This is a genomic window from Nocardioides jensenii JCM 1364 = NBRC 14755 (assembly GCF_001552535.1).
GTDB lineage: Bacteria > Actinomycetota > Actinomycetes > Propionibacteriales > Nocardioidaceae > Nocardioides > Nocardioides jensenii.
Genome location: NZ_BCRJ01000156.1, coordinates 1 through 6,551, shown reverse-complemented (window position 1 = coordinate 6,551; position 6,551 = coordinate 1). Strand labels below are relative to the sequence as shown.

At 70.5% G+C, this 6,551-nt stretch carries 8 protein-coding genes; 7 read left to right on the top strand and 1 reads right to left on the bottom strand.

What is annotated here, in order from left to right:
* The first annotated feature begins 51 nt into the window (after positions 1 to 51).
* The 4 genes from NJ4_RS24530 to NJ4_RS24515 are packed head-to-tail and all read left to right on the top strand — an operon-like array spanning position 52 to position 2,897.
* Positions 52 to 1,098 carry a GNAT family N-acetyltransferase gene (locus NJ4_RS24530; RefSeq protein WP_157551342.1) on the top strand — a complete coding sequence of 349 codons (1,047 nt, stop codon included), beginning with the start codon at positions 52 to 54 and terminating at the stop codon, positions 1,096 to 1,098.
* The gene (locus NJ4_RS24525) at positions 1,095 to 1,325 is read left to right on the top strand and encodes a hypothetical protein (RefSeq protein ID WP_067441995.1); all 231 of its coding nucleotides are present in this window, start codon (positions 1,095 to 1,097) and stop codon (positions 1,323 to 1,325) included. Before NJ4_RS24530 ends, NJ4_RS24525 begins: the two co-directional genes overlap by 4 nt.
* Entirely contained in the window at positions 1,274 to 2,128 is an 855-nt protein-coding gene (locus NJ4_RS24520; RefSeq protein ID WP_067441992.1) for a GNAT family N-acetyltransferase, read from the top strand. Before NJ4_RS24525 ends, NJ4_RS24520 begins: the two co-directional genes overlap by 52 nt.
* Before the next feature lie 7 nt (positions 2,129 to 2,135).
* Positions 2,136 to 2,897, top strand: a complete 762-nt coding sequence (locus NJ4_RS24515; RefSeq protein ID WP_157551340.1) for a hypothetical protein — start codon at positions 2,136 to 2,138, stop codon at positions 2,895 to 2,897.
* 38 nt (positions 2,898 to 2,935) lie between these two features.
* Here NJ4_RS24515 and coaA read toward each other — a convergent pair whose 3' ends face one another.
* Positions 2,936 to 3,913: a type I pantothenate kinase gene (gene coaA / locus NJ4_RS24510; RefSeq protein WP_217996988.1), complete on the bottom strand. Its 978-nt coding sequence runs from the start codon at positions 3,911 to 3,913 to the stop codon at positions 2,936 to 2,938.
* A 56-nt stretch (positions 3,914 to 3,969) separates the two neighbouring features.
* On the opposite strand from coaA, the gene glmS reads away from it, so the two are divergent.
* The 3 genes from glmS to NJ4_RS24495 form a co-directional block, all read left to right on the top strand.
* Entirely contained in the window at positions 3,970 to 5,826 is a 1,857-nt protein-coding gene (gene glmS / locus NJ4_RS24505) for a glutamine--fructose-6-phosphate transaminase (isomerizing) (RefSeq protein WP_067441983.1), read from the top strand.
* A gap of 10 nt (positions 5,827 to 5,836) precedes the next feature.
* Positions 5,837 to 6,187 carry a holo-ACP synthase gene (locus tag NJ4_RS24500; RefSeq protein ID WP_067441980.1) on the top strand — a complete coding sequence of 117 codons (351 nt, stop codon included), beginning with the start codon at positions 5,837 to 5,839 and terminating at the stop codon, positions 6,185 to 6,187.
* Positions 6,188 to 6,222: 35 nt separating this feature from the next.
* The coding region (locus NJ4_RS24495) for an NAD(P)H-hydrate epimerase (protein ID WP_281178385.1) at positions 6,223 to 6,551 on the top strand (329 nt) is incomplete at its 3' end.

Below are 6,551 nucleotides of genomic sequence, written 5' to 3'. Positions count from 1 at the left end.
TGGCGCCGGAACATCTCCACTGATGCGACCCACACCTCTAGGGTCGGATGTGTGAGCACAGTGACGATCCGCGAGGTCGACGTCCACGACGAGACCGCACTTCGCGAGTGGTGGGAGATCGGGCACGCGGCCAGCGCCGAACGCCCCTTCGACGCCTGGCCGGCCTGGGAGGTCAGCCGGGTCGCCCTGCCGATGCCGCGCACGGACCAGACGGTCACCCTGCTTGTTGCGTACGACGAGGTCCCGCCGATGAGCACGGGCGCGGAGTCGGTCGGGGGCCCAGCAGTCGGCGCGGCGATGATCCCGGAGCGGCTCCTTGACAACACCCACGTGGTCGACGTCGGTGTCTACGTCCACCCAGAGCACCGCCGCCGTGGCGTCGGCTCCCTGTTGGTGGCCGACGTGGAACAACGAGCTCGGCGCCGCGGCCGGTCCGCGGTCACGTGCAGCGTCTTCGCGCCGGTCGACCGCGAGAGCCCGGGGTCCTTGTTCGCCACCGCCCGGGGCTACCCGGTGGCCAGTGCGGAGGAGATCAAGCTGGTCGACCTCGCCGCGGCTCCCGGGACGTGGACTGCGCTCCAGGCCGACGTCGATGCCGCGCTGGGTGGCTACTCGGTCATCGCCTTCGAGGGAGCGTGCCCCGAGGAGCGCGTGCAAGGCTTCGCCGACGTGCTCTCCAGGTTTCTGGGCGAGATCCCGACCGGCGACCTCGACCTCGAGAGCGTGACGTGGACGCCCGAACGGATCCGGCAGGGGGAGCAGGACCGGGCCACGGCGGGCCGGGTCAACGTCACGGCCCTGGCGCTCACGCCCGAACGGGAGGTGTGCGGCTTCTCCGACGTCCGGCTCAGCACAGCCGATCCGCGGCTCGGAGGTGTCGGCGGCACGCTGGTGCTCCAGGAGCATCGGGGGCACCGGCTCGGCCTGGCGCTGAAGCTGGCCACTCATCGACTCGTGATGGCGACCTTTCCCGAGTGCACCCACATCGAGACCGGCAACGCGGGCGTCAACGCGCCGATGAACGCGGTCAACGAGCTCATGGGCTACCGCGTGGTCGAGCGCTGCCTCGACGTGCAGAAGCGGCTGGCCCCGGCATGAGCAGAGACCTCGAGATCGTCGGGGTCGATCCGTTCGACGACGACGCGTTCGATGCCTGGTACGCGACGTACGCCGCAGCGGATGCCCACGGGCGCGGCGAGTTCGCGGCCACCTGGCGCCTGGCCGAGCTGCGCGCCCAGGCCCGGGCGGTCCAGGACCACCAGGAGATCGCGTGGTGGGCGGGGCTGCTCGAGGGACGGACCGTGGTCGCCGGCAGCTCCGGCTGACCCACAACGACAACCGCGACCTCGCGTCGGTGGAGGTCTTCACGGACCCGGAGCACCGCAACCGCGGCCACGGCTCGACCATGCTGGCAAGGCTCGAGCAGGAGGCCGCCGCCGCGGGCCGCACCCGCCTGCTCGCCGAGTGCGCCTACCCGATCACCGCGCCGCAGGACGGCGCCGGGCACCCGTACGCCGACTTCCTGCGTCACCGTGGCTTCACGTTCGGGATCGGTGACGTGCAGCGACACCTTGACCTGCCGGTGCCGGGACGGCTCCTCGACGAGCTGATCGCCTCCGCCGAGCCTCACCGTCCGACGTACGTCTTCCGGTCGTTCGCCGGCCGGATCCCCGAGGGGCTCCTGGCCGAGTACGCCGCCCTCTGCGGAGCCCTGATGACCGAGGCGCCCACCGGTGACCTGGTCCTCGAGCCGGCCAACGTCGACGTGGACGCGTTCCGCGCCGAGCAGGAGGTGCTGACCCGTCAGGGGCGGACCCGCTACGGCACGGTCGCGATCGCGGAGGACGGCACGCTGGCCGGCTACACCGACATCGTGGTCAGCGACCACGACCGCGGCCGTGGCTACCAGTGGGGCACGCTGGTGTGGTCGGCGCACCGTGGTCACCGGCTCGGCCTCGCCCTCAAGGCGCGCAACCTCGTCTCCCTGCAGCGCCGGCGCCCCGACGTCCACGTCGTCCGCACCTGGAACGCGGAGGTCAACGACCACATGGTCGGCGTCAACGACCTGCTCGGCTTCAGCCCGGTCGAGCGGCTGGGGGAGTTTCAGAAGGATCCCGGTGCGTCATGATGGGGACATGAGCGGAAGGGGAGGCCTGCACCAGGCCGCAATGGCGCTGGCCGTCGTCAGCGTGCTGACCACGGTGGGCGCCGGCGTGACTGCCGGTGTCGCGGCGACCCGTGGTGACGACTCCAACGGATCGGGAACCCTGGTCCGCGGCTCGGGCGACCCGAGCGAGACCGAGACCGAGCCCTCGCAGGAGCCTGCCTTCGACTACGCAGGCTGGCAGGAGGTCAGCGGCATCCCCGGCGACTCGGGCGACTCAGCCCTCTACCGGCTGCCGGCGACCGGCTGGAAGACCTACGCCGCCGACTACGCGGTCAGCTTCCGCGACCGGAACGAGAAGGCCTATGCCAGCGGACACGCCCTGGCCAACTACTACGGCAACCGGTGCAAGGAGAGCGGCAAGCGGATGGCCGGCGGCTGGGTCGTGCTGGCCGACACGGAGCCCTCGGGCGACCTGAAGACGATCGCCGAGGACGCCGTACGCCGGTGGGCCCGTGGCTACGCGACCAATGCGAGCGGTACGACGGCCGACATGACCGAGCCCACCCCGAAGGACGTCACGCTCAACGACGGCACCGAGGCGGCCCGGGCCACGATCGAGATCGACATGAGCATCTTCGGCGGCGTGTGCCTGCCGAACCGGGCCGAGGTGGCGGTGACGACCATCGACACGCCCGACGGGGCGAAGACGCTGGTGCAGGCCCGCTACGTCTCCGCGGTCGGGATCACCGACCGGCAGTGGCAGGGCATCGCCCAGTCGCTGGAGCAGTGAGCGCGCCAGCCTGAGCGCGCAGCCCACCAGGGCCCGGGTCAGAGCTTGCGGAGCCGCACGTAGCGCACCGAGTGGTCGCCGTCCTTGCGCAGCACCAACGTGGCCCGGGAGCGGGTGGGCAGCACGTTCTGCACCAGGTTGGGGCCGTTGATGGTCTCCCAGATGCGGGTCGCCTCCGCGACCGCCTCGTACTCGGTGAGGCTGGCGTAGCGGGTGAAGTAGGACGCCGGGTCCCGGAACGCGGTCTCGCGCAGCCGCTGGAAGCGCTGGATGTACCAGTGCCGGATGTCGGTGGTGGCGGCGTCGACGAACACGCTGAAGTCGAAGAAGTCACTGACTGCCAGGCCGGTGCGACCGTCGTCACGCACCCGGGCCGGCTGGAGCACGTTGAGGCCCTCGATGATCACGATGTCGGGGCGACGGATCACGATCTTCTCGTCGGGCACCACGTCGTAGGTCAGGTGGGAGTAGATCGGTGCTTCGACCTCGTCCTTGCCGGACTTGATGTCGACCACGAAACGCAGCAGCGCCTTGCGGTCGTAGGACTCCGGGAACCCCTTGCGCAGCAGCAGTCCGCGACGCTGGAGCTCGGCGTTGGGCATCAGGAACCCGTCGGTGGTGACCAGCGCCACGGAGGGGTGCTCGGGCCAGTGCGCCAGCATCTGCTGCAGCACACGGGCCGTGGTGGACTTGCCCACGGCCACCGATCCGGCGAGCCCGATCACGAACGGCGTCCGCGGTGGGGTGGGCCGGGCCAGGAACTCCTGCTGGCTGCGGTGCAGCTTGCCGGCGGCCTCGACGTACATGCTGAGCAGGCGGGAGAGCGGCAGATAGACCTGTTGCACCTCGTCGAGGTCCAGCTCGTCACCGAGCCCCCGGACCCGGTCGATCTCCTCGGGGGAGAGTGGCTGGTGCGTGTTCTCGGCCAGCGCCGCCCACGCATCGCGCGCGAGCTCGATGTAGGGAGAGGTCTCGCGGGCCTGCTCGCGGCTCTCGGAGCCTGCCGGTGAGGACATGGCCGACATTGTTGCAGTTGGAACGAGTCCGGCTCCGGGCGGATAGACTTCGGCCCATGTGTGGAATCGTTGGGTACGTCGGCAGCAAGCAGGCGCAGCATGTGGTGATCGAGGGCCTGCGCAGGCTCGAATACCGTGGGTACGACTCCGCGGGGATCGCGTTGGTGCACTCCGTCGACGGCCGCGGGGCGATCGCGTCGGACAAGAAGTCGGGCAAGCTGGCCAACCTCGACAAGGCGATCACCGAGTCGCCCCTCCCCGAGTCGACCACCGGCATCGGGCACACCCGGTGGGCCACGCACGGCGCTCCCAACGACACCAACGCGCACCCGCACCTGGGCCGGGACTCCCGCCTCGCGCTGGTGCACAACGGCATCATCGAGAACTTCGCCGAGCTGCGCGCCGAGCTCGAGGCCGAGGGCCACACACTGCTCTCCGAGACCGACACCGAGGTGGCCGCGCACCTGGTCGAGCGTGAGCTCACCGACGGCGTCGACCTGACCGTGGCCATGCAGCGTGCCTGCCAGCGGCTCCAGGGCGCGTTCACGCTGGTCGCCGTCGACGCCCGCGACCCCGACCGGGTGGTCGCCGCCCGCCGCAACAGCCCCCTGGTCGTCGGCCTGGGTGAGGGCGAGAACTTCCTCGGCTCCGACGTGGCTGCCTTCATCGAGCACACCCGTGAGGCGATGGAGCTCGGCCAGGACCAGGTCGTCACCATCACCCGTGAGGGTGTCGAGGTGACCGGCTTCGACGGCTCGCCGGCGCAGGGCACCCGCTACCACGTCGACTGGGACCTCTCCTCGGCGGAGAAGGACGGCCACGACTGGTTCATGCGCAAGGAGATCCACGAGCAGCCCCGCGCCGTCGCCGACTCCCTGCTCGGTCGCCGCGGCACCGACGGGCTGCTCCAGCTCGACGAGGTGCGCCTCTCCGACGACGACCTGCGCGACATCGACAAGATCATCATCATCGCCTGCGGCACCTCGTTCTACGCCGGCATGGTCGCCAAGTACGCCATCGAGCACTGGTGCCGCATCCCGTGCGAGGTCGAGCTGGCCTCCGAGTTCCGCTACCGCGACCCGATCCTGACCCAGTCGACGCTGGTCGTGGCGATCTCGCAGTCCGGCGAGACCGCCGACACGCTGCAGGCGATCCGTCACGCCCGACTCCAGCGCTCCAAGGTGCTGGCCATCTGCAACACCAACGGCTCCACGATCCCGCGTGAGTCCGACGCCGTGATCTACACCCACGCCGGCCCCGAGATCGGCGTCGCCTCGACCAAGGGCTTCCTGACCCAGCTCGTGGCCTGCTACCTGCTCGCGCTCTACCTCGCCCAGGTCAAGGGCACCCGCTTCGGTGACGAGATCAACGAGGTGATGGACCAGCTCGACGAGATCCCCGCCAAGATCCAGGCGGTGCTCGACGCCGAGGCCGGCATCTACGAGCTCGCCGCCAAGTACGTCGGCACCAAGTCAGTGCTGTTCCTGGGCCGCCACGCCGGCTACCCGGTCGCCCTCGAGGGCGCGCTGAAGCTCAAGGAGCTCGCCTACATCCACGCCGAGGGTTTCGCTGCCGGCGAGCTCAAGCACGGCCCGATCGCGCTGATCGAGGAGGACCTGCCGGTGCTGTGCGTCGTCCCGCCGCGGGGCCGCGACCAGCTGCACGACAAGATGATCAGCGGCATCCAGGAGGTGCGGGCCCGCGGGGCACGCACGATCTGTCTGGCCGAGGAGGGCGACACCGCCATCGTGCCCTACGCCGACGTGCTGATCACGCTGCCGAAGGTGCCCACCCTGCTCCAGCCGCTGGTCGCGACCGTGCCGCTGCAGCTGTTCGCGTGCGAGCTGGCCACCCAGATGGGTCACGACGTCGACCAGCCGCGCAACCTGGCCAAGTCGGTCACGGTGGAATGATCGCCGCCCGATGATCGTCGGAGTCGGCATCGACGTGGTCGAGATCGAGCGCTTCATCCTCTCGATCGAGCGCACCCCCCGACTGCGAGACAAGCTCTTCACACCGTCCGAGGCCGTGCTGCACCCGCAGTCCCTGGCCGCCCGGTTCGCGGCCAAGGAGGCGCTGGCCAAGGCGCTCGGCGCCCCGGCCGGTCTGGGCTGGCACGACGCCGAGGTGATCTCCGAGTCGTCGGGGAGGCCGCGTTTCGAGATGCGCGGCACCGTGAAGTCGGCTGCCGACGGCCTCGGCGCCTCCTCGGTGCACCTGTCCCTGAGCCACGACGGGGGCATCGCCTCCGCGTTCGTCGTACTCGAGGGCTGAGTGCGCACTCGGTGACCGGTCGTTAGGTTGGCGGTATGCGTCAGGCACACACCGTCGAAGAGGTCCGCGCGGCCGAGGCCACACTGCTGGCCGAGTTGCCCCAGGGCGCGTTGATGGCGAGGGCCGCAGCGGGCCTGGCCACCGTGGTCATCGACCTGCTCGGCGGTGCCTATGGTCGCCGCGTTCTGCTGCTGGTCGGCTCCGGCGACAACGGCGGCGATGCGTTGTACGCCGGCGCGAGGTTGGCCCGTCGCGGTTGCACGGTCGAGGCGGTGCTCCTCTCCGAGCGGGTGCACCGCGGCGGTCTCGCGGCGCTGCGTCGCGCCGGTGGGCAGACCCGCGAACCGGGTGGTGCCGGCGCCCG